Source organism: Corynebacterium sp. HFH0082, from assembly GCF_000411235.1.
Taxonomy (GTDB): domain Bacteria; phylum Actinomycetota; class Actinomycetes; order Mycobacteriales; family Mycobacteriaceae; genus Corynebacterium; species Corynebacterium jeikeium_D.
On sequence record NZ_KE150404.1, the window covers coordinates 1,934,229 to 1,958,568 of the forward strand.

At 59.2% G+C, this 24,340-nt stretch carries 21 protein-coding genes and 1 rRNA gene; all 22 read right to left on the bottom strand.

Annotated elements, in window-relative coordinates:
* Nucleotides 1-21: 21 nt before the first annotated feature.
* Nucleotides 22-1,544 (bottom strand): 16S ribosomal RNA (locus HMPREF1206_RS08365).
* Between the two features lie 894 nt (nucleotides 1,545-2,438).
* Entirely contained in the window at nucleotides 2,439-3,716 is a 1,278-nt protein-coding gene (tyrS, locus tag HMPREF1206_RS08370) for a tyrosine--tRNA ligase (RefSeq protein WP_042389357.1), read from the bottom strand.
* Between the two features lie 39 nt (nucleotides 3,717-3,755).
* Entirely contained in the window at nucleotides 3,756-4,406 is a 651-nt protein-coding gene (locus tag HMPREF1206_RS08375) for a DNA-3-methyladenine glycosylase (protein ID WP_016422888.1), read from the bottom strand.
* A complete protein-coding gene (locus HMPREF1206_RS08380; RefSeq protein WP_016422889.1) occupies nucleotides 4,407-4,580 on the bottom strand; it encodes a Trm112 family protein in 174 nt (57 codons plus the stop codon).
* Nucleotides 4,570-5,229 carry a hypothetical protein gene (locus HMPREF1206_RS08385; RefSeq protein ID WP_016422890.1) on the bottom strand — a complete coding sequence of 220 codons (660 nt, stop codon included), beginning with the start codon at nucleotides 5,227-5,229 and terminating at the stop codon, nucleotides 4,570-4,572. The genes HMPREF1206_RS08380 and HMPREF1206_RS08385 overlap by 11 nt, the downstream gene beginning before the upstream one ends.
* Nucleotides 5,216-6,862, bottom strand: coding sequence for a VWA domain-containing protein (locus tag HMPREF1206_RS08390; RefSeq protein ID WP_016422891.1), 1,647 nt, complete (start codon nucleotides 6,860-6,862; stop codon nucleotides 5,216-5,218). The genes HMPREF1206_RS08385 and HMPREF1206_RS08390 overlap by 14 nt, the downstream gene beginning before the upstream one ends.
* 6 nt (nucleotides 6,863-6,868) lie before the next feature.
* Nucleotides 6,869-8,020 (bottom strand): hypothetical protein, encoded by a 1,152-nt coding sequence (locus HMPREF1206_RS08395; RefSeq protein WP_016422892.1) that lies wholly within the window; start codon nucleotides 8,018-8,020, stop codon nucleotides 6,869-6,871.
* Nucleotides 8,021-8,528: 508 nt separating this feature from the next.
* Complete coding sequence (argH, locus tag HMPREF1206_RS08400; protein ID WP_016422893.1) at nucleotides 8,529-9,968, bottom strand: argininosuccinate lyase; 1,440 nt, start codon at nucleotides 9,966-9,968, stop codon at nucleotides 8,529-8,531.
* Between the two features lie 45 nt (nucleotides 9,969-10,013).
* Nucleotides 10,014-11,213 (bottom strand): argininosuccinate synthase, encoded by a 1,200-nt coding sequence (locus tag HMPREF1206_RS08405; protein WP_016422894.1) that lies wholly within the window; start codon nucleotides 11,211-11,213, stop codon nucleotides 10,014-10,016.
* 49 nt (nucleotides 11,214-11,262) lie between these two features.
* Nucleotides 11,263-11,745, bottom strand: a complete 483-nt coding sequence (locus tag HMPREF1206_RS08410) for an arginine repressor (protein ID WP_005511719.1) — start codon at nucleotides 11,743-11,745, stop codon at nucleotides 11,263-11,265.
* Nucleotides 11,746-11,749: 4 nt separating this feature from the next.
* A complete protein-coding gene (gene argF, locus HMPREF1206_RS11165) occupies nucleotides 11,750-12,691 on the bottom strand; it encodes an ornithine carbamoyltransferase (RefSeq protein WP_016422895.1) in 942 nt (313 codons plus the stop codon).
* A 6-nt stretch (nucleotides 12,692-12,697) separates the two neighbouring features.
* Nucleotides 12,698-13,903, bottom strand: coding sequence for an acetylornithine transaminase (locus tag HMPREF1206_RS11170; RefSeq protein ID WP_016422896.1), 1,206 nt, complete (start codon nucleotides 13,901-13,903; stop codon nucleotides 12,698-12,700).
* A 58-nt stretch (nucleotides 13,904-13,961) separates the two neighbouring features.
* Nucleotides 13,962-14,855, bottom strand: a complete 894-nt coding sequence (gene argB / locus HMPREF1206_RS08425) for an acetylglutamate kinase (protein ID WP_016422897.1) — start codon at nucleotides 14,853-14,855, stop codon at nucleotides 13,962-13,964.
* Nucleotides 14,856-14,876: 21 nt separating this feature from the next.
* On the bottom strand, nucleotides 14,877-16,085 hold the full coding sequence (gene argJ / locus HMPREF1206_RS08430; RefSeq protein WP_016422898.1) for a bifunctional glutamate N-acetyltransferase/amino-acid acetyltransferase ArgJ: 1,209 nt from the start codon (nucleotides 16,083-16,085) through the stop codon (nucleotides 14,877-14,879).
* Nucleotides 16,082-17,122 carry an N-acetyl-gamma-glutamyl-phosphate reductase gene (gene argC, locus HMPREF1206_RS08435; RefSeq protein ID WP_172620236.1) on the bottom strand — a complete coding sequence of 347 codons (1,041 nt, stop codon included), beginning with the start codon at nucleotides 17,120-17,122 and terminating at the stop codon, nucleotides 16,082-16,084. The genes argJ and argC overlap by 4 nt, the downstream gene beginning before the upstream one ends.
* Before the next feature lie 180 nt (nucleotides 17,123-17,302).
* On the bottom strand, nucleotides 17,303-18,139 hold the full coding sequence (locus HMPREF1206_RS08440; RefSeq protein ID WP_016422900.1) for a trypsin-like serine protease: 837 nt from the start codon (nucleotides 18,137-18,139) through the stop codon (nucleotides 17,303-17,305).
* Nucleotides 18,140-18,166: 27 nt separating this feature from the next.
* Nucleotides 18,167-20,659 (bottom strand): phenylalanine--tRNA ligase subunit beta, encoded by a 2,493-nt coding sequence (pheT, locus tag HMPREF1206_RS08445; protein WP_016422901.1) that lies wholly within the window; start codon nucleotides 20,657-20,659, stop codon nucleotides 18,167-18,169.
* Nucleotides 20,660-20,691: 32 nt separating this feature from the next.
* Nucleotides 20,692-21,741: a phenylalanine--tRNA ligase subunit alpha gene (pheS, locus tag HMPREF1206_RS08450; protein WP_016422902.1), complete on the bottom strand. Its 1,050-nt coding sequence runs from the start codon at nucleotides 21,739-21,741 to the stop codon at nucleotides 20,692-20,694.
* Nucleotides 21,742-21,839: 98 nt separating this feature from the next.
* Nucleotides 21,840-22,670 (bottom strand): RNA methyltransferase, encoded by an 831-nt coding sequence (locus tag HMPREF1206_RS08455; protein ID WP_016422903.1) that lies wholly within the window; start codon nucleotides 22,668-22,670, stop codon nucleotides 21,840-21,842.
* Nucleotides 22,671-22,853: 183 nt separating this feature from the next.
* A complete protein-coding gene (gene rplT / locus HMPREF1206_RS08460) occupies nucleotides 22,854-23,237 on the bottom strand; it encodes a 50S ribosomal protein L20 (RefSeq protein ID WP_016422904.1) in 384 nt (127 codons plus the stop codon).
* 77 nt (nucleotides 23,238-23,314) lie between these two features.
* Entirely contained in the window at nucleotides 23,315-23,509 is a 195-nt protein-coding gene (rpmI, locus tag HMPREF1206_RS08465; protein WP_005511726.1) for a 50S ribosomal protein L35, read from the bottom strand.
* A gap of 76 nt (nucleotides 23,510-23,585) precedes the next feature.
* Entirely contained in the window at nucleotides 23,586-24,137 is a 552-nt protein-coding gene (gene infC / locus HMPREF1206_RS08470; protein ID WP_005511730.1) for a translation initiation factor IF-3, read from the bottom strand.
* Nucleotides 24,138-24,340: the final 203 nt, after the last annotated feature.

A 24,340-nucleotide genomic window follows, 5' to 3' on the forward strand; every position in this document is an offset into this window, starting at 1 on the left:
AAGAAAAAATAATCTCCTTAGAAAGGAGGTGATCCAGCCGCACCTTCCGGTACGGCTACCTTGTTACGACTTCGTCCCAATCGCCAATCCCACCTTCGACAGCTCCCCCACAAAATGTGTTAGGCCACTGGCTTCGGGTGTTACCGACTTTCATGACGTGACGGGCGGTGTGTACAAGGCCCGGGAACGTATTCACCGCAGCGTTGCTGATCTGCGATTACTAGCGACTCCGACTTCACGGGGTCGAGTTGCAGACCCCGATCCGAACTGAGACCGGCTTTGCGGGATTAGCTCGCCCTCACGGACTGGCAACCCACTGTACCGACCATTGTAGCATGTGTGAAGCCCTGGACATAAGGGGCATGATGATTTGACGTCATCCCCACCTTCCTCCGAGTTAACCCCGGCAGTTTCTTACGAGTCCCCACCACAACGTGCTGGCAACATAAGACAAGGGTTGCGCTCGTTGCGGGACTTAACCCAACATCTCACGACACGAGCTGACGACAACCATGCACCACCTGTATACAAGCCACAAGGGAAACACCATCTCTGGCGCGATCCTGTATATGTCAAGCCCAGGTAAGGTTCTTCGCGTTGCATCGAATTAATCCACATGCTCCGCCGCTTGTGCGGGCCCCCGTCAATTCCTTTGAGTTTTAGCCTTGCGGCCGTACTCCCCAGGCGGGGCGCTTAATGCGTTAGCTACGGCACGGATCCCGTGGAAGGAAACCCACACCTAGCGCCCACCGTTTACGGCATGGACTACCAGGGTATCTAATCCTGTTCGCTCCCCATGCTTTCGCTCCTCAGCGTCAGTTACTGCCCAGAGACCCGCCTTCGCCACCGGTGTTCCTCCTGATATCTGCGCATTTCACCGCTACACCAGGAATTCCAGTCTCCCCTACAGTACTCAAGTTATGCCCGTATCGCCTGCACGCCCGGAGTTAAGCCCCGGAATTTCACAGACGACGCGACAAACCACCTACGAGCTCTTTACGCCCAGTAATTCCGGACAACGCTCGCACCCTACGTATTACCGCGGCTGCTGGCACGTAGTTAGCCGGTGCTTCTTCTCCATCTACCGTCAGAAACCCTTCGTCGATGGTGAAAGGAGTTTACAACCCGAAGGCCGTCATCCCCCACGCGGCGTCGCTGCATCAGGCTTCCGCCCATTGTGCAATATTCCCCACTGCTGCCTCCCGTAGGAGTCTGGGCCGTGTCTCAGTCCCAATGTGGCCGTCCACCCTCTCAGGCCGGCTACCCGTCGCCGCCTTGGTAGGCCATTACCCCACCAACAAGCTGATAGGCCGCGGGCCCATCCCACACCGAAAAAACTTTCCACCACACCCTCACGGTGCGGTCCTATCCGGTATTAGACCCAGTTTCCCAGGCTTATCCCGAAGTGCAGGGCAGGTCACCCACGTGTTACTCACCCGTTCGCCACTCGTGTACCCCAGCAAGCTGGAGCCTTACCGTTCGACTTGCATGTGTTAAGCACGCCGCCAGCGTTCGTCCTGAGCCAGGATCAAACCCTCCATCAAAAACCCTTCAAATCAGAAGAATCAAAAAAACAATGAAAGGCCCAAAAACCTGACAAAAACAAAACAAACAACCACCACACACCACAAACAGTGCGCGGCCTGGCCGTTATCCAAAAATAAAACGTTCTCCCCTTCGAACCGACGAGGCCAAAAAAGAAGAGAACAACCATGATCTTTCCCACAAATGAAAAAACCACGCGAAAAGCACCCAAACAAAGGCGCCGCCACGCAATCCATCACCCGCAAGCACAAAAGGACCCAAAACAAACAAAGGCCCCTGGCACCCACCAGCAACACACGCGCAAACGACAACCAAACAAGCACTTTCCCAAAAAAGTATTAGTTAGTACATCGGCACACTATTGAGTTCTCACACAACACACCCACAAAACAACCACCACAACCAAGCAGCAGCCACCCCGTGAGCAGCGAGAGAAAACATTAACAAACAATTAACCAGAAAGTCAAACCAACGACTCCCAGCGGCTAACCGCACGAAAACATTTCCCCCACATCAGCCAACCAGACAACAACCGCCTGGCCACGCTGACCTCCGAATACATTACACACACCTCACCTAAAGACACAAAACCCCAGGTAGATAGATGTGAACTAGCGTTTTGCCTGTGCAGTAGAGCGATTCACCAAGGACCGGAAGCCCACTCCCCTTAACGAAAGCCGGTAGATTTCGCTCATCACTACCACCTTGGCTCCGGTTTCTACGCTCCCCTAAAACAACCAAGACTCCGGACTGACCAGGAGTCAATGATTCTGAAATCATCATTCTCCTAGCTTGCCCGGAGCCTTAGCCCAGCTACCTAAAAAGAATCAAGCTGCATAAACACCAATTGATCTAGAGGCCAACAACGCACCTGTACGGAGACCAACCGGCACCTATACGAACTTCACACCAGCGAAGTTCTTCTTGCCGCGGCGCAGCACAATCCACTTGCCGTGCAGCAGGTCCTCGGCGGCAGGCTCCCACGCTTCGTCCTCGATGCGCTGGTTATTGGCGTACGCGCCACCTTCCTTAATGGTGCGGCGTGCTTCGCCCTTCGACTTGGCAAGACCCGCAGCAACCAGGAGGTCAACAGCAGTACGCGGTTCCCCTTCGGCAATCTCCGCAACCTCGGTCTCAGAGACCGCACCCGCCAGAGTGGTCTCGTCCAGTTCGGTCAGCTCAGCGCGACCAAACAGTGCCTGCGCTGCCAGCTCAACAGCCTTGGTGGCCTCTTCGCCGTGGACCAGGTTGGTCATCTCCTGCGCCAGACGACGCTGCGCTTCACGCTTGAACGGACGCTCCTCAACAGCGACCTCGTACTCCGCAATCTCCTCCTGAGTCAGGAAGGTGAACCAACGCAGGTAGTCGATAACAACCGAGTCACCGGCATTGAGGAAGTACTGGTACCAGGAGTACGGCGAAGTCTTTTCAGCATCCAGCCACAGCTTGCCACCACCGGTGGACTTACCGAACTTCTGACCCTGCGCATCGGTCACCAGCGGCACGGTCAGACCGTGCACCTTGGCACCGTCGATACGCCTGTTCAAGTCGACACCAGAGACGATGTTGCCCCACTGATCGCCGCCGCCAATCTGCAGCACGCAATCGTAGTTACGGCGCAGCTGCACGTAGTCGTTGGACTGCAGCAGCATGTAGGAAAACTCGGTGTAGGAGATGCCGTCGGACTCGAGGCGGCGCTTCACAGTGTCGCGGTCGAGCATGGTGTTGAGGGAGAAGTTCTTGCCGACATCGCGAAGGAAGTCAATGACGGACATGTTCATAGTCCAGTCCGCATTATTGACCATCGTCGCCGGGGCCTCGCCCTCAAAGTCAATGAAACGACGCAGCTGGCCCTTGATGGCCTCCAGGTTATGCTCAATGGCGTCCTGGCTGAGCATCGATCGCTCACCGACATCACGCGGATCGCCGATGAAGCCCGTGGCGCCACCCGCAAGCGCAATTGGGTGGTGACCGGCCAGCTGGAAACGACGCAACATAATCATCGGAACCAGGTGGCCCGCGTGCAGCGAATCGCCCGTTGGGTCAAAACCGCAATACAGAGTAATGGGGCTTTCGCACGCCTCGCGCAGCACGTCAACATCGGTGGACTGATTGATCAGCCCACGCCACTGTAGTTCGTCGATAATGTTCTGTTCAGTCACGTCCTCCATCGTAACGTTTCGCTTGCCGACGTTCACCGCGAGGGTGACCTAGAACTCCTCAACGGCCTTCTTGTGGCGACGATAGACTGAGACGGAATCGTCCGGCAGCCACAGCCGCCACGGCCTATTCGCAGCTCGGCGAACACCCACGCGCGGGCCTGCGTGGATGTCGCTAACTAAATCGGCGGTCTCCGGCTGCGCCACAAACACGCGTGACGACGGATCCAGCGCATCTGCCCCATAGTCGCTTAGGTCAAGGCCAAGCGCCTGACCAACATTGCCCGGACCACGTCCGAGACCCGCAACCGCGGGCTTTTCACCACGGCGACGACGCACCGCATCCATACCCTGCTCAATGCGAACGGAACGGACTAGCACTCCCCCGCCCGTGCCGTCCGTAGCGCTGGTGATGTTGGCACAAAAGTGGATGCCATAGGAGCGGTAGATATACCAATGCCCCGCCGGGCCAAACATGGCGCGATTGCGGTCGGTTGGCCCCATAAAGCAGTGCGCGGCCGGGTCGGGATAACGCTGGTCAACTGGGCCACCATAGGCCTCGACCTCGGTGATGGTGGCGATAACATCCTCAGCGGGGATGACAATTACACACCCGAGCAGCGTCTTCGCAGCCTCAATGGGAGCTCCCGACAGCACAGTGCGGTCGAGGGCGCGGTAGCCGTCGGGAAGCGGGAAAGGCAATTACTTGTCCCAGGCGATAGCTTCGTCGGAAAGCATGACCGGAATGCCTTCGTCGATGCGGTAGGCGATCTTCAGGCGAGGATTGACCAGCACCTGCTCATCTTCGAGGTATTCAAGCGGCCCCTTGTCACGCGGGCATGCGAGGATTTCAAGGAGTTTCGGATCAAGGCTCATAGTCCACTATCTTACCGAACTGAATTGCCAGGGTGTCACGCTGACCTTCCAAAGCAATCAGGTTGTCCTGGCCGATAGCATCCTGGATCTTCTGCACCGCGGAATGCAGCAGGTCGATGGACTCCCGAGCCGGATTCTCGGCTTTGTGACGCAGACGCTCCGGGACCGCGAGATAGGAGTTGACTGTCTGCGGCAAGTACTCCTGGATAATGCCGCCGATGACTACCTTCTGCTCGGGATAATCTTTGAGATACTTCCACTCGCTCAGGACGGATTCCAGCGTCGCACCCAGGTCATTTGCGGCGTTGCCAAGATCTTCGCCAGGCTGGGCATCGAAAAGCCTGCCCAATGTCCGGTGAAGATTCCTACGCAGCTCAGATGGATTGAGCGGGCGACGCTGTGGGATCTCAGGCTTCGGCGCCGAACTAACGGACTTCTGCGCCTCTTTGCTCTGCCTCGGCAACAAAGCAACCGACGCGCCCCACGCGGCAATCGCAACAACCGGCCACAGGAAACCAAGCCCCACGGTCAGGTGCAGCAGCACGACGGCGATGGCAAGGATGAGCCCGACAATGTTGGCGGGACTGTTGAGAAAGCCACCGCCGGAGGAAGTACCGGAGGAAGTGCCGGAGGATTTACTGGTAGCCACGAATCTCCTTGAACACATCAGCAAGCTCGGTCTCACGGGATTCAAGAACCTTACCACCGGTCAGATTCGCAAGTTCCTGCATTTCTCCCGGATCCGCCTCGCCATAGCGAATGACGAATACCGGCGGCAGATTCCCGCCCTTGGACTGGTAGAAATCGCGGAATTCCGCAAAGCTTTTGCCCGACGTTACCTGACCATCGGTCAACACCACGATGGACGGGATGGAGTTCTTATCCGAGCTGCCGAGAAGGTCGAAGGCTTGAATCAGTGCGTCGTAAAGCGCCGTCTCGCCCTCTGCGTACAGACCATCGATGGCGGCGGTGAGCTGCGCGCGCGATTCCGGGCCGTCAATTGTCGTGGTCGTGGGCTCGCCGACGGTCGTGCTGAACGGCAGAATCGTCGCGATTTCGCGGTTTCGCAACCCCACGCTTCCCGTTTCCGTGCGTGCACTGCGGTCGACGATTGCGCGCATCGTCGCCTGTAGATCAGCGATGCGCTCACCGAACATTGAACCGGAGGTGTCGAGAACAAAGACCGACTCTCCGGGCACGCGCAGGTCATTGTCGTAGGCCTCAATAAGGCGGTCCGTGACGGCGCGATCACCCGGGAACGGCAGCTCGATAATGACGCTGTTGGTCATGCTTTCCGGCAGGTTGGCGTCATCGGAGACCGGGCGCAGGAAGTGGTCGGCGAGAACCTGCGAGTTTGCTTCCAGCCACTGTCCGAGAGCCTCCGTCTGCCGCGCGGCGAGATCATTAGCGGGCTGTGCTAGTGGCGTCAGCGGGTAATCCGCACTGATGACACCGTCGCTCGGAACAACAACTTCCAGGTCAGCGCCCTCTTTATTCATCTGCTGCAACACAGCTTCATAGTTGATGAGCGCGTCGACGGAGTCCGGCTCATCCAGGAACTTGTCGCGCAGCCACCCCGACGAACCCGAGGTCATCTTCTGCCCCTCGAAGAACTTCTGCAGTTCAGGCGTGGTGCGGTTGATATCCCCCGTAGTCAGCGCCGATCCGGTGTCGGCGAACGCGGTCGCAACCGACACCACACCGGAAAAGCCCGAGTTCGATTCCGCGGGGTTGGTCATGCCGTAGGCCAATTTGCCTGACGACGCAGCCTCCGCGATCTCAGCCCACGTCGGCTGCTTGGTATCCCAACCGAGCTCCCGAGCCTTCGCCGAATGGATACCGAACGCTACGGGTGAGGTGGCGACTTTCTTGGCTTCGCCCAGCTTGTCAGCCCCACCGAGCAGATCAACGTACCGGTTGGTAGCAAACCAAGTGGCATCAAAGTCGTTGTCGAATTCGCCTGCGACAAGCGCGTGGCTGTTCTTCACGGTGCCGTCGAGAAGCTCAAGGTTAATAGTAAAACCGAGGTCGTCGGAGGCCTTTTGCATCAGTGGCTGGAGCTCTGCAAGCTCCGTGGCCCCGGCGATGCGCATAGTCGAGCCCTTGAGATCAGAATCGACGTTGATCTTGTTCGTCTTGTCATCGTCTGAGCCCAGCGGCAGGTTCAGGCCACCGTCGGAGCAGGCCGCGACAGCGAAGATGCCGAGCACACCGACGAGGCCAAGAAGCATTTTGCGGAGGGCAGTTGGTGCCTTATCCATGTTCATTCGATCCATGTTCATTCGGCTTTACCCCTCTTCCGTTTCCGGCCTCGGAGGGCTCTGGTATCCACGGGAAACACCCTCAATAAGCTGCTCGAGGATGTCGAAACTCGGCGGATCAATGGAGTCCACAAAATCGGTGGAGACCTCCTGGCCCGTCTTCAACTGCGTCTGGAATTCCTCCATCGCCTCAGGCTGGCTGGATCGGTAACCGTGCTTGGCCGCCAGCTTCTGAAGCTCAGGGTCTTCCGCGAGGAGCCGCGCGACCGCAGCGCCATTGTCGTTAAAGCCCAGCGCCACGTGAGTACTCAGAATCGTCGGCGATGGATACGCCAGGCGCATTTCCGGCTTCAACCGGCTGTTCGGGGCACTGTTCTCCCCCAGGAACTGCGACTCGTAGACCATCACCATTGGCTTTGAGCCGACACCCTGCGAGAGGTAGTCCGAAAATGGTCCAGCAGATGAGGACTCCGTGTATCCCTGGCCGGTGAACAGCGGGGTGAGCTCTGGCAAGACCGCATTGACCTGCCCATTGTCAGACACAATCCGGCCTTCATTGGTAATCCAAGACATGAGCGACAAGTACATTGCGGCCGAGTTCGACGAACGAATGTCCGTCGTGGACATCTGCACCGTGCGCGGCGACGGATAATCGTTCTCCGCGAAGTCACGCCAGCGGACATTGTCGTGCTGCATCGTGGCCAGCGCTGCCATATCTACCTGCCACGTAGTGCCCTGTTGGCGAGCAACATTTTCCCGCGCCAATGCCTGCAAGATGTTGTCGAAAGTAGCGATCGCCATCGGTGTGTAGAAGACGTCGTACCGCTCAGCGCCGCTCATTTTCTCGGCAATTTTCTCCGCTGCCGGTGCTGACGACGGAAATGCCAAGTCGAAGGAATCCAGATCCACATCCGTGGCCATCCGACGCGAACCCGCCGTCTTTACTTCTACCGTATAGCCGTGAGAGGCAAGAGCCTTCTGGACCTCTTTGTCTTCGAAGAAGGGCTTCTTCTCAGAGCCAACGATCGCCTTGACGACGGTCTTTTCACCACCGAAGAAATCACGGTTTCCTCCGGAGCTGCCACCAGAAAAACCTGGGATACTACCGCCGCGACCGACATAGACTGCAACAGCCGCGATGACAATCAAAATGACTGCAAGAATTGCCCCCGGGCCCATGCACCCTTTCTTGCTACCACTCTGATTTTTATTTTTATCTCGTGAGCTGCGATTTCCACCGCTCGACCGCGTACTTTCCGCCATGAAATTATGGTAAGAGACCCGGCCAAACCTGGCAACAGATATAGAAATAATCAGTAATCTGCGTCACTTCGGGGGCACCCTGGCATTACGGGGTTGCTGGCGGCGGCGGGTCGATTCGAGTTACTGACTACGTTTATGACTGGCGGCGGCGGGTCGATCCGAGTTACTGACTACGTTTATGACAGAAATGGCCCGAAAAATGGCCTGAAAGTGTCATAAACTTACACAGTTTCACATTTGCAGCCCGTATTCGCACGTGGAGCCCGCAATTTTTCGGGTTGCCAGTTGTCGGGTCATCAGTTGTCGGGTTGCTGGTTTTTCTACTTTCTCCCCGGGCTGTAAAAAATCGGCGTGAGGTCGATTGACCGCACACCGATTAATTAGCCGCGTTAGCTGAGCTAGCAGGTTGCCAGCTTTGCCAGTTTTAGCCGCGAACCGGCTTTTCAGCCCACTGCTTTAGCTCAGTGTTCTTCTCGTCGACGCGAGCGAGCTGCTCTGCAACACGGACACCCGCAGTGCCGCCGCGAGTATCGCGGGAAGCGACAGCGCCGTCGATAGTAAGCACTTCACGGACCTTTGGAGTCAGTGCCGGGTGGACACCGGCGAGGTCCTCGTCGGAAAGCTCGTCCAGACCGATACCGCCCTTGGACTCCGCGATGCGGACGCACTGGCCGGATGCCTCGTGAGCGTCGCGGAACGGTACGCCCTCGCGGACCAGCCACTCGGCCAAGTCCGTGGCCAGGGTGTAGCCCGCCGGAGCGAGCTCGCGCAGACGGTCTTCATGGAAGGTCAGCGTTGCCACCAGGCCGGTCAGGGCCGGCAGCAGCAAGGTTAGCTGCTCAACCGAGTCCACCAAAGGCTCCTTGTCCTCCTGGAGGTCACGGTTGTAGGCCAGCGGCTGCGCTTTCAGCGTGGCCATAAGACCAGCGAGGTTACCGATCAGGCGACCGGTCTTACCGCGGGTCAGTTCTGCCACGTCCGGGTTCTTCTTCTGCGGCATGATGGACGACCCGGTCGACCAGGCATCAGCCAGAGTGACGTAGCCGTACTCCGGGGTGGCCCAGTAGATGATTTCCTCTGCCAGGCGAGACATGTCCACGGCAATCTGGGCGAAGACGAATGCCGCCTCAGAGGCGAAGTCACGCGAAGAAGTGCCGTCAATGGAGTTGTCCGTGGCAGAGTCGAAGCCGAGCTCTTCAGCAATGGCTTCCGGATCCAAGTGCAGCGAGGACCCTGCGAGCGCACCAGAACCGTACGGGGACACAGCCAGTCGACGGTCGAGATCGCGGATGCGGTCCAGATCGCGCAGCAGCGGATGCGCGTGAGCCAGCAACTGGTGGGCCAGCAATACCGGCTGCGCTGCCTGGGAGTGGGTCTTGCCCGGCATGATGGCATCCGGATGTGCCTTGGACTGAGCCACCAGGGCGGCAACCAGGTCAGTGACATCCAGTGCAACGCCGCGCACGGCATCGCGCAGCCACATGCGGAACAGAGTTGCCACCTGGTCATTGCGGGAACGACCAGCGCGCAGGCGACCGCCGACCTCCGGGCCGACGCGATCAATCAGACCGCGCTCCATGGCACCGTGGACGTCCTCATCTGTCGGCTCTGGACCAAATTCGCCGGAGGCAACGTCGCGACCGAGCTGATCAAGGCCTTCGATCATGGTGTCAAAGTCGGCATCGCTGAGCAGCCCACGGGCATGCAGCACTCGGGCGTGGGCCTTGGACGCAAGAACGTCGTAAGGCGCGAGCACCCAGTCAAAATGGGTGGACTTGCTCAATGCGGCCATCGCCTCGGACGGGCCACCGGCAAAGCGGCCGCCCCACAGGGAGCCTTCGTTGGTACCGTGCTTTTCGACCATTGTCTTTTCCAATAGGCCTTTCGCTCTAGTCGCTCTGGAGAATCTTTACAGTTTGAAGTCGCGCTTTGCGGCCATCTTCGAGGACAGGCCGTGCAGCTCGACAAAACCGCGAGCCAGGGTCTGGTCGAAGGTGTCGCCCTCGTCGTAGGTAGCCAGGTTGAAGTCGTACAGCGAGGTGTTCGAACGACGACCGTTGACGTTGCAGTGACCTGCGTGCATGACCATGCGGATGTCACCGGAAACGCCCTTCTGGGACTCCTCGATGAAGGCATCCAGCGCGCGCTTCAGCGGCGAGAACCACAGGCCGTCGTAGACCAGGTTGGCCCACTCGCCCTCGACCTGGCGCTTGTAACGAGCCAGCTCACGCTCAACGGTGACGTCCTCGAGCGCTGCGTGTGCGGTCATGATGGCAATTGCGCCCGGAGCCTCGTAGATCTCGCGGGACTTAATGCCGACCAGGCGGTCTTCAACCATGTCCAGACGACCGATGCCCTGAGCACCAGCGCGGCGGTTCATCTCTTCGATGGCCTCAAGCACGGAAACCTTCTTGCCGTCGATGGCAGTCGGCTTACCGTCCTCGAAGGAGATGATGACCTCGTCCGGGGAGCTGAAGTTCAGGGTCGGATCCTCGGTGTACGCGTAGACATCCTTGGTCGGTGCGTTCCACAGGTCCTCCAGGTAGCCGGTCTCAATGGCGCGACCGAAGAGGTTCTGGTCAATGGAGAACGGAGAGGACTTGGACTGCTCAATTGGCAGACCCTTCTCCTCAGCGAAGGCAATAGCCTTGTCGCGGGTCCAAGCGAAGTCACGAGCCGGTGCAATAATCTTCAGATCCGGGGCGGTGTTGGCGAAACCAACCTCGAAACGGACCTGGTCATTGCCCTTACCGGTGCAGCCGTGTGCGACGTGAGTGCCACCGAACTCCTCTGCGGCCTTCGCCATGTGCTTAACAATCAGCGGGCGAGACAGTGCAGAAACCAGCGGGTACTGCTTCATGTAGAGACCATTGGCCTTAATGGTCGGCAGGCAGTACTCCTCGGCGAACTCGTCCTTAGCGTCGACAACGACAGCTTCGACAGCGCCGGCATCCAGAGCGCGCTGACGCACGGACTCCATGTCCTCGCCGCCCTGTCCGACATCGATGGAAACTGCGACGACTTCGCCGTCGGTCATTTCCTTGAGGTACGGAATAGCAACGGTGGTGTCGAGGCCACCAGAGTAAGCAAGAATAACCCGGTTGGTCATAGGGTAAGCGCTCCTTTAATCGGTGCTTTAAAGCATTTCGTGGAATAGTTTACTGGTTCGTTCCGGCGGCTAGACGCTGGGCTAGGTCAGCGCCGGAAAGTGGTTCTCTAGCCAGGCACATTACGGTGTCATCTCCCGCAATTGTGCCAACGATTTCTTTGAGTCCCGCACGGTCAATCACACTGGCTAGATACTGTGCGGCTCCCGGTGGTGTACGCACAACCGCGATGGTGCCCGAATGATCAATGGAGACCAGCAGCTCGTCTAAAACACGCCGCATCCTGGCCACTGCCCCGCTGGAAACAGCGAGTGCGTCTTCGACGATGGAATAACGCGAACCGTTGGCTCCATCGCGAATCTTTCGGGCGCCCAGCTCATCGAGGTCTCTGGACAACGTCGCCTGCGCAATCTCAATGCCTTCGTCGGCAAGCAGCTCGACGAGCTGAACCTGACTGGACACGTGATGCTGCGCCAGCAGGTCAGCGATGCGCGTCTGCCGAGCTGTGCGAGATCCTGGTTGTGCTGCGGTCATGACCTTACTGCCTCTCCACCAGCCAGGTCAGCAACGCCTTCTGAGCGTGCATGCGGTTTTCCGCCTCGTCGAAGACTACCGACTGCGGGCCATCGATGACCTCGGCAGTAACTTCGTTGCCACGGTATGCCGGCAGGCAGTGCAGGAAGATGGCATCCTCATTTGCCTTGGCCATCAGCTCAGCGTTGACCTGGTACGGCAGGAACGGAGTACGCCGATCCAGGCCGTCGTTCTCCTGACCCATGCTGACCCAGGTATCGGTGATGACAACGTCAGCACCGGCAATGGCCTCATCGACGTCCGCGGTCACGGACACGGCCGCACCGGTCTGCTCCGCGACCTTCTTGGCACGGTCGACGTAGACCTGCTCCGGCTGGAAGTCCTCCGGTGCACAGATGGTGACGTCCAGACCTGCGGTGGCGAAGCCCACGAGGTAGGAGTTGGCCATGTTGTTGGCACCATCGCCGAAGTACACAGCCTTCTTGCCACGCAGTCCCGTCTGGCCTTCCTCCGGGCACTTGTGCTCGATGATGGTCTGTAGGTCAGCGAGAATCTGGCACGGGTGGAACTCGTCGGAAAGCGCGTTGACAATCGGCACCGTCGCGGTTTCAGACATGGCTTCCAAACCGGACTGCGCGTAGGTGCGCCAGACGATTGCCGAGACAAAGCGGCTGAGCACAGCAGCGGTGTCCTGGTAGGTTTCGCCCTTGCCCATCTGCGAGTTTCCGGTTTCGACCACAATCGCGTTGCCGCCCAGAGCCGCAATACCAGCGTCGAAGGAGAAACGGGTACGAGTCGACGTCTTGTCGAACAGCACCGCAACCGACTGTGGCCCCTCAAACGGCCGGCGGGAGTACGGCGCTGCCTTCAGCTCTGCAGCCAACTGCAGCACCTCAGCCTGCTCCTGTGGAGTCAGGTCATCATCGGCGAGAAAATGACGGAGCATCAGTTTCTAATTCCTTCCATTGTTGGCGACAGCCTCGGCGGCGTCGTTCAGGCAGGCATCAATCAACTCGACGGCACGGTTGACTTCCTCATCGCTGAGGTTCAACGGCGGCACAATACGCAGCACATTCGCCTGCGGAGCGTTCAGAATGACACCACGCTCATAACCGGCGTTAACCGCTTCTTTCGCCAGGTTCTCGCGCAGCACCAGTCCAAGCATGAAGCCGCGACCACGCACGTGATCGACATGGCTTAACGACGCGAGCTTGCGAGCCAGGACCTTGCCCTTCTCGGTGACTCGATTGAGCAGCTTTTCTTCTTCCAGCGTCTCGATGACGGCCAGGCCGGCAGCGGCACAGACCGGATTGCCACCAAAGGTGGTGCCGTGCGCACCAGGAGTAAACAGTTCCGCTGCGCGGCCGTTGGCGATGACAGCACCCAGCGGCAGGCCGCCGCCGAGCCCCTTCGCCAGGGTCATAACATCCGGCACGATGCCATCGTGCTGGTGGGCAAACCACTGGCCGGTACGGCCGATGCCGGTCTGTACTTCGTCGACAATCATGAGAACGTCGAAGCGCTTGGTCAGTTCGCGGACGGCAGCGAGGTATCCCTCTGGCGGTGCGACCACGCCGGTCTCACCCTGAATTGGTTCCAGAATCACCGCAGCGACACCCAACGGATCGGATTCGATGGTCTTGGTGAGGAAGTCAATGTCACCGTACGGCACGAACTCGACTCCACCCGGCATCGGTTCGAACGGGGTGCGCTTGTCGGGCTGGCCGGTCATGGCAAGTGCGCCCATGGTACGGCCGTGGAACCCGTGGTGGGTAGCGATAATGCGATTGCGCCCCGTCAACCGCGCCAGCTTGAACGCGGCTTCATTGGCCTCAGTGCCGGAGTTGCAGAACATAACTCGGGTGTCATCAGTGTCCCAGCCAGTGAGCTCAATGAGCTTCTCGCCCAGTGCCAGTGGTGGCTCAGAGGCGAAGATGTTGGACACGTGCCCCATCGTGGAAATCTGCTTGGACACAGCTTCCACGATGGCCGGATGTGCGTGACCCAACGCGTTGACTGCAATACCGGCGAGCAGGTCCAGGTATTCCTTGCCCTCGGAATCCGTGACAATAGCGCCCTTACCCTGCACAAGCTCAATGCGCGGCGTGCCGTAATTGTTCATCATCGTGTGTTGCCACTGCTGCTTGAAGTCGCTCATGTCGTCTTTCGACCTGCCTAACATGTATGTCGGTAAATTCTTGTCCGTCTTTTCTGCCTTATCCGGGCTCTACCATTGTGCCGATACCGCCGGAAGTCATCAGCTCCAGCAGCACCGAGTGTGGCTGGCGGCCGTCGATAACGTGGGCCGCAGGCACTCCCTGATCCACTGCGTTCAGGCAGGACTCCATCTTCGGAATCATTCCGGAATCCAGCGTCGGGAGGATTTCTCGCAGATGCGAAGTGGAAATCCTTGACACCAGCGAATCGCGGTTCGGCCAATCCGTGTAGAGACCCTCGACATTAGTCAGAATCACCAAACGGTTCGCGTTAATTGCCGATGCCAGTGCACCTGCTGCCGTGTCGGCGTTGATGTTGTAGACCTCTTTGCCATCAGCGGACGGCGCAATCGTAGAGACCACCGGAATACGTCCGGCATCAATCAGGTCCAATAGCGTTTCCGAGTGCACCTCGGTGATATTGCCGACCAGCCCGATATCTGTTTCCTTGCCGCCGACGTTTACCGTTCGTCGAGTACCAGTGAACAGGCCACCGTCCTCACCAGAGGTACCCACTGCATAGGGGCCGTAGGCGTTGATGAGGTTCACCAGTTCGCGGCCGACCTGCCCGAAGAGCACCATGCGGACAATTTCCATGACCTCCGGAGTCGTGACACGGAAACCGCCTCGGAACTCTCCCTCCAGCCCCAGGCGCTTGAGCATCGACGAAATCTGAGGGCCGCCACCGTGGACAACCACCGGCTTCACCCCCACGGTGCGCAGAAAAACCATGTCCTGCGCGAAGGCCTTCTTCAGTTTCAGGTCGGTCATCGCGTTACCGCCGTACTTGACCACCACAATCTTGTCGCGGTGGTGCTGCAGCCACGGCAGTGCTTCCGCCAGCACATGTGCCCGCTGTTCGAAGGACAGCCCTTCGGTCAACTGGTGAACCATTGCAGAGTCTCCTCAAAACCTTTACGACGAATATGCCGAGTTGATGTGAACGTAGTCGTGGGAAAGGTCAGTCGTACGAATCGTGGCCTCTTCCGGATTACCAGTACCGAGGTCAACCTCCACGGCAATGTCCTTGCCGGAGAGATCCACTTCACGAGCATCAGGCGTGCCACCGGTATCGCGACAGACTACATGACCGTTGAAGGAAACAGTGATGTGCTCCGGATCCATATCCACCGGTGCAGTGCCGACAGCCGCCAGCACACGACCCCAGTTCGGGTCCGAACCGAACATCGCACACTTGAAGAGGTTGTCGCGGCCGATGATTCGAGCAGCTACCAGAGCATCTTCAGCACCACCGGTGCCACGCACGGTCACGGACACACGCTTGGTCACGCCTTCGGCGTCCGACTGCATCTGGCGCGCGATGGAATCACACACACTGAGCACTGCCTGGTCGAGCTCCTCCTGCGAGGGCTTCACACCAGAGGCACCGTTGGCCAAAATGATGACGGTGTCATTGGTGGATGTGGAGCCATCAATATCTAGGCGGTTAAACGTAACCTCGCTCGCCTTGGCAATAGCCTCGTGCGCCATTTCTGCGCTTACCGACGCATCCGTCGTAATCACACCGAGCATCGTGGCCATCGACGGGCTAATCATGCCAACACCCTTGCCCATAGCGCCGACAGTGAATCCGTCACCATGCGCAACGGCCTGCTTTGCCACCAAGTCAGTGGTCAAGATGGCTTCTGCTGCAGCCGTACCTGCGGCGGCATCGCTGCCCAGATTCTCACAAAGCTTCGGCACACCTGCCAGAACAATGTCCATCGGCAGCCGGTCACCAATCAAGCCGGTGGAGCAGGTACCAATCTCGGTAACATCGACGCCGAGCTCATCTGCGACCTTCTGACAGACTTCGAGGGCGTCGGAAATACCCGGCTGACCATTGCAGGCGTTGGCATTGCCCGAGTTCAGCACCACAGCGGACAGCTTGCCGTCAGCGATGTGCTTCTTGGATACCGTCACCGGCGCAGCCTGGACACGGTTGGTAGTAAAGACAGCCGCAGCAGTCTTCTCCGGCCCCTGGTTTACGATGAGCGCCATGTCCGGGTTTCCGCTGACCTTGATGCCTGCAATGACACCACTGGCCACGAACCCCTGAGGTGCACATACGCCGCCTTCGTCACCAGCGACGTTGACGAGACCTTCTTTTTCTTCCTTCATCATGGGGCAACTCCTACCAATGGAAGTCCTGCAGTTTCATTCTGTCCAGTAACCAAATTCATGCACTGAACTGCGGCACCACCGGTGCCCTTTGTCAGATTATCAATCGCCGAGGTCAGCACCAGACGCTTGGCGCGTTCATCTACCTCAACCTGAATCTGAACCAAGTTAGAGCCAATTACCGACTGCGTCTGCGGCTGCAGCCCTTCGGCCAACACCTGCACAAACGGCTCACCCTTGTAGAACTCGAGGTAGGCCTCCCGTGCGGTTGCCTCCGTCACCCCGTCGACAAGCGGAGCGGTGATGGTGGTGAGAATGCCGCGCGACGTCGGAGCGAGCACCGGCGTGAAGCTGACGGTGAGAGCCTCTGCGTACGGCTTGAGGTTTTGTAGGAACTCTGCGGTGTGGCGGTGCTTGCCCGCAGTGTTGTAGGCGCGGAGATTGCCCATAACCTCGGACCCGAGCAGGGGCACAGCTGCCTTCTTGCCCGCACCGGAGGTACCGGTGACGGAAACAACGGACAGATCCGGCTTGACCAGACCCTTTGCAACTGCCGGCAGTGCCGTAATGGTACCGCCAGTGGGGAAACAACCCGGCACAGCAATACGCTTGGAAGCAGCCACTACTTCCCTGTTGCCCGGCAGCTCCGGAATACCGTAAGTCCAGGTACCGGCGTGCTCCGAGCCGTAGTAGTGCTCCCACTCATCGGCATCCTGCAGGCGGAAATCCGCGCCGCAGTCAATAATCACCGTGTCATCGCCCAACTGCTCTGCAATCGCAGCCGAATGACCGTGGGGCAGGCCGAGGAACACCACGTCATGCCCGGCAAGTGTGTCACCATTAGTCGGCTCAATACGACGATCAGCCAAAGGTGCCACATGAGGCATAATGTCGCCCACACGGGCACCCGCGTTGGATGCTCCCGTTAGTGCGCCGATGGTCAGTTCGCCGGAAAGATACGCCGGGTGCGACAACAGGAGGCGGAGGATCTCTCCTCCTGCGTAACCGGTCGCACCAGCAATGGCAACGGAAATACTCATGCCAAACATTCAACACTTTTATTCACTGCGTTGCAAGATATTCATAGAATTCGTCGCCAAAGTGCTGGAATTCTATCGATGTGACGTGAGTGAATTATGAATATAACGCCGTCGTCGGTACATACATCTGGTTCGCCGAGCCGGCCATTCAATCAGCGCGCCGGATTACTCAACGCCGGACTATTCAACTACGACGCTTGGCTCCTGGCTCATCACGCCATCTGCCCACTGCGCCACCGATGACGTCGTGGTGTAGAGATAGTAACCCGATTCCTCCGGTGCCACGCTGCCATCAAAAGCCACCGCGCCCGAGAACACCGCCGCTAGCTGGCCGTCGATAAAAAGCGGTCCGCCCGAATCGCCTACCTGCAACGCCGCGGGGCGCTCCATGCGCGCCAACACGGAGTCTTCCCGCACGCATTGTTGATACTTCACCGGACACATCGAAGCGGTGACGGTCGCCGACGGCAGCGAGCCATCCGCAACATCGCCGAGCAGCGATCGCCCATAGACCGTGCCTGCCGTTTCTTGCTCCGAAAACGCTTGACGACGTTCCATTGCGGGATACCCCGGAAGAGCTGCGTCGCCCGCAAGGTGAACAAGCGCTACGTCACCGGTGGGCGCAATTTCCCAGCTATCGATAGGAACACGGTGGGAATCCTGACCGAAACCGACCTCTACTTCCCCAGCCTGCTGCGGGACATCACGCACGCAGTGGGCGGCGGTCATTACCCACTGCGGGGCGATTGCAGTTCCCGTGCAAAAGTTTCCGGTATGGGGACTGGTCTGGACCATGATTGACACCACGGAGTCCGCCGCCACACTAGGCGCAGCAGCCTCCCCGCCAACCAGCGCAGCCGCACTCGGCGCGCCGGTGAGCAACAGACCTGCCGTGACAGCAGCTGCAGCCACAGTCGCCGCAGGCTTCGCGCTGCTCACCGCGCGCACTCCAACGCGCTGCTCTCGTGCCTCTGCGCTATTCAGCCTGTTGCCGCGGTGCCGCAAGATGCCAATCATGGGTATCTCTCCCTGTGGTCTCCCCTTTTAGCCACGCAGCTGAGCGCCGTGACGGGTAGTGGCCAGCTCAATGGCCGCTTCACGAGCTGCGGAAGCTTCCTCTTCCTTCAGCGTACGGTCCGGTGCGCGGAAACGCAGGGAGTACGCCAGTGAGCGAACGCCTTCGCCCATCTGCTCGGAACGGTAAACATCGAAGATACGAATGGATTCGAGGAGCTCACCGGCACCTTCCACCAGAGTCTTCTCCACCTCTGCGGCGGAGACCTCATCGCTGACAACAAGCGCGACGTCCTGGTGGACAGCCGGGAACGGGCTGAGTACCGGCGCCGGCAGGTGCTCCGTCACTGGCAGTGCATCGAGATTAATCTCCATCGCGCAGGTGCGCTCCGGCAGACCAGCGTCCTTGCACACCTTCGGGTGCAGCTCACCGGCGTGGCCGACGACCTCGCCGTCGACAAGCAGCTCAGCGCAGCGGCCCGGGTGCCACGGCAGCACCTCAGCGTTACGGATCTCCAGCTCGACGTTGGCAGCGCGGGCAACAATGCGCGCGGCTTCGATGGCGTCGGCGACGGTGTACGCGGCCTCGTCACCCCACGGGCTATCCAGGCGGATACGACCGCAGGCGACAGTGGCGACGTGCAGCGGCTGCTCCGGCAGCGACTTCAGCAGCTCGGCGCGCTCGGCCTCGCTCGGCAGACCCGCGGTAGACGGCATCGGCGAGACACCGTTACCGCGCTCGATGGATACCTGCTCCACACCGTAGAGCGACAGGTCGACCTGGCCGCGAGCAACATTGCGCTTCAGCGATTCAAGCATGGACGGCAGCAGAGTCGTGCCCAGCTGAGCGTGGTCGGACTCCAACGGGTTGATAACCTTGACGGTGTTACGACGCGGGTCATCAGCGTCCAGGCCCCAGACGTCGAAGACATCGTTGGCAATGAACGGTGTCGGCAGAATCTCCAGGTAGCCATTGTGAGCCAGCGCGTGGCCGACGAAGCGGCGGCGCAGCTGACGCTCGGTCAGACCGCGACCGGCCGGGGCGATTGGGAGGATAACCGGAATGTCTTCCAGGCCTTCCAGACGCAGGATTTCCTCAACCAGGTCAGCGGACATGGTCAGGTCGGAGCGCCAGGTCGGCGGAGTGACAGCCAGGCGGTCACCGTTGTCGACGACCTCGCAGCCGACCTCGCGCAGGCGTCCAATGACGGTCTCACGCGGGTAATCAACGCCCGCAACTTCGCTGGCGCGGTTGACGGCAAAGTCAATAGTCGGCATGGTGGCAACCTCACCGAGCAGGGTGCGACCAGTGTCGATAGTGCCGCCGGCGATGTCAGCGAGCAGCTGGCAGGCCAGATCCAGAGCCGGCTCGACCAGAGCGGTGTCCACGCCGCGCTCGAAACGTCGTGAAGCCTCAGAGCTCAGCTTGTGGCGGCGACCACTGCGGAAGACATGCAGCGGCGACCAGTTGGCGGCCTCGAAGACAACATCGGTGGTGTCGTCGGCGATCTCGGAGGTGAGACCACCCATGATGCCGGCCAGCGACTGAATACCATTGTCATCGCAGATGACAACGTCCGCCGGGTCGAGCTTGCGGTCCACGTGGTCGAGGGTGGTCAGAGTCTCGCCGGCCTTAGCGTTGCGGATGTGCAGGCCACCAGCGATCTTAGAACCATCGAAAGCGTGCATCGGCTGACCGAGCAGTAGCATCACATAGTTGGTGACGTCCGTGGCCACGTTGACCGGACGCTGACCAGCAAGCAGCAGGCGGCGGCGCATCCACCACGGGGTCTCGGCGTTCGGGTCGATGCCGGTGACACGGCGCAGACCAAAGCGGCGGGTGTCGGTGTCCTCGTCGATGGTGACGTTCAGGACCTCTCCTTCCACCGGCAGCTCGTTGACCTTGGCCGGATCGGCGAAGTCGAGGTTGAAGGCGGAGCAGATCTCGCGGCCCAGACCGCGGGCCGACAGCGCGTAACCGCGGTCCGGGGTGATGTTGACCTCGAACTTCTCGTCATCGAGACCGATGAACTCCTTGGCACACGAACCCAGCTCAGCTGGGACCGACGGCAGCGTCAGAATACCGGCGGAGGAATCGGTCATACCCAGCTCAGCTTCGGAGCAGAGCATGCCGTTGGAAATCTTGCCGTAAGTCTTCCGTGCGGAAATCTCGAACCCACCCGGCAGCACGCAGCCCGGCAGCGCGACGATAACAATGGAGCCCTCTTCGAAGTTGCGGGCACCACAGATGATCTCCTGCAGCTCGCCGGTGCCATTGGCATCACCGACATTGACCTGACAGAAGCGAATTGGCTTCTTAAAGCCCTCGAGCTCCTCAATGTGGTCGACGCGACCGAAAACCAGCGGCCCCTCGATCTTCTCCAGCGGCTCGTGCCCCTCGGTTTCAAAACCAACGCGGACAAAGCCCTCATCCAACTCGTCCGGGGTAACGGACCAGTCCGGGTTGATGGTGTTCTCTGGGCCGCGAACGATTTCAGTGACCCACGACTGTGGAATGAACATGTAAGTAAAACTCCTATCTGTAGGTCAGTGAATTAGCCGCGGATACCGAACGGCTGCGTGAAGCGGACGTCGCCTTCGACCATGTCGCGCATGTCGGTCAGGCCATTGCGGAACTGCAGGGTGCGCTCCAGGCCCATGCCGAACGCGAAGCCCGAGTACACCTCCGGGTCAATACCGGAGGCACGCAGCACGTTCGGGTTGACCATGCCGCAGCCACCCCACTCGATCCAGCCTGCGCCGCCCTTCTTATTCGGGAACCAGACGTCAACCTCAGCGGACGGTTCAGTGAACGGGAAGTAGTTGGTGCGCATGCGGGTCTTGGTCTCCGGACCGAACAGCGCCTTTGCCATGTGATCCAGCGTGCCGCGCAGGTGCCCCATGGTCAGCCCCTTGTCCACGGCCAGTCCCTCCACCTGGTGGAAGACCGGGGTGTGGGTGGCGTCGAGCTCATCGGTACGGAAGGTACGGCCCGGGCAGATAACGTAAATAGGCAGGTCACGTGACTGCAGAGTGCGAACCTGGACCGGCGAGGTGTGCGTACGCAGCACCTGCTTGGATCCTTCCGGCGCAATGTGGAAAGTATCCTGCAGAGTACGAGCCGGGTGATCCGGCAGGAAGTTCAGCGCGTCAAAGTTGAAGTACTCAGCTTCGACCTCTGGGCCCTCGGCGATTTCCCAGCCCATGCCCACGAAGATGTCACCAATCTGCTCGGACAGGATGGTAATTGGGTGCATACCGCCACGCTGACTCTGCGTGGTGTCCACCGACACGTCGATACGCTCCGCGACCAGGCGACGCGCGTTTTCCTCTTCCTCCAGCACTGCAAGACGCTCAGCATAGTGCTTTTCGACGGCTCCGCGAACAACATTTACGCGACGACCAGCATCCTTGCGCTCAGCCTTCGGAATGGAGCCCAGCGCGCGGCGAGCCTGCGGAATGTAGCCTTCATCCCCCAAGTGCTCACGGCGGGCGGCAGAAAGCTCATCCAGGTTGCCGGCAGCATCAAAGGCATCCGTGGCCTTCTGCGCAGCCGCCTGAAGGGCGTCCTCGGAAAGATCGATAGGATTTGGCGAATCGCTCACGTGTCAACCACTTCTATATAGGACTATCAGTTCTTGTGATGGAACAATCATAGTCGAGGATAACTGCACACGTGCATGCACCTCACCATCGAGGTTTCCTACTTACCCCGAACCGTCTCCCACAGGCACATGGCCGCTGCGGTGGCGAGGTTCAACGACTCTGCCTCGCCCTTAATCGGGATGGACACACTTGCCCCCGCCGAGGCCGTAATCTCCTCCGACAGGCCATGGGCTTCGTTGCCGAAAAGCCAGGCGACGGGACCGTCGGGAAGCGCATCAACGCCGAGCGTGAGAGCGCCATCCATCGCCGTGGCGAGGGTGGTAAAGCCCGCTTCCCTGACTTTCTCCATAACGACATCAATATCGCGCTCGCGTGCGACAGGGGTATGAAAAACAGAACCTGCCGACGAACGCACGGCCTTAGAATTCAACGGGTCAACCGAATCGCCAGCAAGGATAACCGCACCAGCTCCGAGAGCATCAGTCATACGCACAATCGTGCCGACATTACCCGGGTCATTGCACTCCACCGGAATCACCAGACAGCCGGACTGCTTTCCAACCTCAATGGCCTCTTCCAACGAAATGGACACCGCACCTGTGTCGCAGACAGCGAAGAGTCCGGTGGTGGTGACAGTTTCACTTAAAGAGCGGGCGGCGGCGGCGTCGATAAGCGAGACAGACTTACGCTGCGTCCCCGATTCGAGATACCCCGTGAGCAGCTCGCGGAACTGCTCGGCGGCGGCAGCGGTGACGAAAATTTCTACGACAGCCTCTGCGCGGATAGCCGCATCGACGGAATTGAAGCCCTCGATGAGGAAGCGCCCGGCCTTCTTCCGCTTGGCCGCACGGTGGAGCTGAATAGCCGCCGAGACTCGCGGGGTGCGAGGAGTAAACGGCTCGTCGTTGAAGTACAGCGCAGAGTTCATAGTGATTAATCCTAGTGATGCGGCTCGGGATTCATAACCGCCAGCAGGCCAGTGCGGATACGAAAAACCACCGTCGAGGCTATTCGTTAACCCAATCGACGGTGGTTTTACAAAGATGTTGGCAGGCGCACTGCCGGTCGCAGGCGCTTGCCGACGCTACGTACGAGTTACCTCGTAGCTGCTTTACTTAGCAGCAGGAGCGTTGACGTCCTCCGGCAGAGCATCCTTAGCGACCTTGACCAGAGCAGCGAATGCCTGTGGGTCGTTGACAGCCATCTCAGCCAGGTTCTTACGGTCAACCTCAACGCCAGCCAGGTTCAGGCCCTGGACGAAGCGGTTGTAGGTGATGTCGTTAGCGCGGGCAGCAGCGTTGATGCGCTGAATCCACAGACGACGGAACTGACCCTTACGGTGGCGGCGATCGCGGAACTCGTAGGTCTTGGAGTGGAGCATCTGCTCCTTGGCCTTGCGGTACAGGCGGGAGCGCTGACCACGGTAGCCCTTTGCGGAATCGAGAACTTCGCGACGCTTCTTCTTAGCGTTAACAGACCGCTTCACACGTGCCACGGTGATACTTCCTTTTCGTTGTCTTTAAGAACTAGTGAAATTAAGAGGGCGATTGCCCTGGGACGAGGCTTGAAAAATTAAGCCTTGCCCAGCAGACGCTTGACGCGCTTGACGTCCGACTTAGCAACGTCCGTGGTGCCCTTCAGGCGACGGGTACGAGTGGACGGCTTGCCCTCCAGGAGGTGGCGGCGGTTAGCCTGCTCGCGGCGCAGCTTGCCGGAACCGGTAACCTTGATGCGCTTTGCGGTGCCCTTGTGGGTCTTCTGCTTCATGTTAAAACTCTCCCCTACCGATCTTTGACGCTCGTGGCGCAAAAATCTCGTTTACAACCATTTCTGGTCAGGTCGGTTACTTCTTACCCTTATTCCGAACCGGCCCCAGGACCATAGTCATGTTGCGACCGTCCTGCTTCGGGCGAGACTCGACGGTGCCGTACTCTTCGACATCGGCGGCCAGACGCTCCAACAGGCGGAATCCCAGTTCTGGACGAGACTGTTCACGGCCACGGAACATAATCGTGACCTTGACCTTCGAACCCTTTTCCAAGAAACGAACAACGTTATTCTTCTTGGTTTCGTAGTCGTGGTCATCAATCTTCGGACGGAACTTCTGCTCCTTGACCACAGTCTGCTGCTGGTTCTTTCGAGCCTCGCGTGCCTTCTGGGCTTGTTCGTACTTGAACTTGCCGTAGTCCATAATCTTGGCGACCGGCGGCTTTGCTCGCGGAGCAACCTCAACCAGGTCAAGGTCTGCTTCGTAAGCGAGCTTGAGTGCGTCACCGGTGCGGACAACGCCCACCTGCTCACCATTCGGTCCTACAAGGCGGACTTCCGGTACTCGAATATCCTCGTTAATACGAGCTTCAGCGCTGATGTGGCCTCCTAGGTTGAACCTGAACAATCTTCGTTTCAAACCGCGATAGCAAGCGGGAAAGGAAGAAAAGCCACGCGTCTACAGCGGATTACTACACACTGTATAAGGACGCCTTCCAATCGTGCGATGTGACATCACCGATTAGGGTGGACCCCGGCGCTACCGTAATTCTTTGGCGCACCTAGGGTGGGACTTAAATCCTCTTCGCTGCCGAATGCAACTAAATGCTC